2 protein-coding genes are annotated in these 1,376 nt (G+C 68.8%); both read right to left on the reverse strand.

From position 1 onward, the window contains the following. On the reverse strand, positions 1-759 hold a 759-nt coding region (locus E1298_RS52150), incomplete at its 3' end, for an NADH-quinone oxidoreductase subunit B (protein ID WP_131903802.1). A gap of 31 nt (positions 760-790) precedes the next feature. After that, entirely contained in the window at positions 791-1,162 is a 372-nt protein-coding gene (locus E1298_RS46935; RefSeq protein ID WP_131903803.1) for an NADH-quinone oxidoreductase subunit A, read from the reverse strand. Positions 1,163-1,376: the final 214 nt, after the last annotated feature.

The raw sequence follows: 1,376 nt of genomic DNA on the forward strand, positions 1-1,376 counted from the left end.
GGTCGGTTCGGCGGGGGGCGGGGGCTTCCCGATCGGCGCGGTGCGTCCCGTTGCAGGCGGGGCTGCGGGCTCGTCCGACGCGGCTGTGGGCTCGTCCGCAGGGAGGGTGGCGGTGGCGTCGTCCGGGGCAAGCGGAAGCTCGACGGTCGAGCCCTCGGCGGGCGCGGGCGGCGGCGGCAGGAGCGGCCGGCGCAGCACGGTGGCCGAAAGCGGACGCGACGCGGGTGCCAGGGACAGCGGGTCGCCGCCGTTGTAGCGGTCGCCGAGCGACTCTCCCGCGATCTTCTCCTGGAGGTGGACGATCCCGTGCAGCAGCGCCTCCGGACGGGGCGGGCAGCCGGGAACATACACGTCCACTGGGATGATCTGGTCGACGCCCTTGGTCACGCAGTAGGAGTCCCAGTACGGGCCGCCGCAGTTGGAGCAGGCACCGAACGAGATGACGTACTTGGGCTCGGGCATCTGCTCGTACAGGCGCCGCACGGCGGGGGCCATCTTGTCGCTGACGGTGCCGGACACCACCATCAGGTCGGCCTGCCGGGGACCGGGCGCGAACGGGATGACGCCGAGCCGGATGAAGTCGTGGCGGCTCATCGACGTCGCGATGAATTCGATCGCGCAGCAGGCCAGGCCGAAGTTGAACACCCACAGGGAGTACCGGCGCCCCCAGTTGAGCACGAACTTGATCGGCTTCGGCGCCAGCCGCGAGAGCGGCCCGACGCTGGGCGGCGGGAGATCGATAGTGCTCACAGGAGGCATTCTGACAGCCCGCGCGGATCACGCCAGGGGCTCAGACCCAGGAGAGCACGCCCTTTTTTCCCGCGTAGAGGAGACCTGCGGCGAGGAACGCCAGGAAGACGAACATCTCCCCGAGCGTGGTCAGGCCGTAGCCCGGCGCGGCGAAGACCGTCGCCCAGGGGAACAGGAAGACGGCGTCCACGGCGAACACCACGTACAGGTAGGCGAAAACGTAGTAACGCACGTATGAATGCGCCCACCCTTCGCCGACGGGATCGACGCCGCACTCGTAGGTGAGCAGCTTCTCGGCGGTCGGGCGGCTGGGGCGCAGCAGCCGGTTGGCGGCCAGGCCACCGCCGACGATCCCGCCGCCGACCAGAAGCAGGGCCACGACCACGACATACGAGTCGAAATAGTCTCGCACCAGAACCTCCCGGAGAGCGTCCAAGCAAGTATCCCCGAACGCCGTGTGCGGGAGTGTGACGCCGGACCTCCATCGCGGAGGATCACAATGTCATTGTTTTGCTGCACACTAGATGGTGCATTGAGGTCAGTTGACCTGGAAGGACGTGACCGGATGAGCAACCCCCCGCCTCCCCCGGGCTGGGAATCCCCGGGAGGTGCCTCCTGGCCTCCGC

Source organism: Actinomadura rubrisoli, from assembly GCF_004349215.1.
GTDB lineage: Bacteria > Actinomycetota > Actinomycetes > Streptosporangiales > Streptosporangiaceae > Spirillospora > Spirillospora rubrisoli.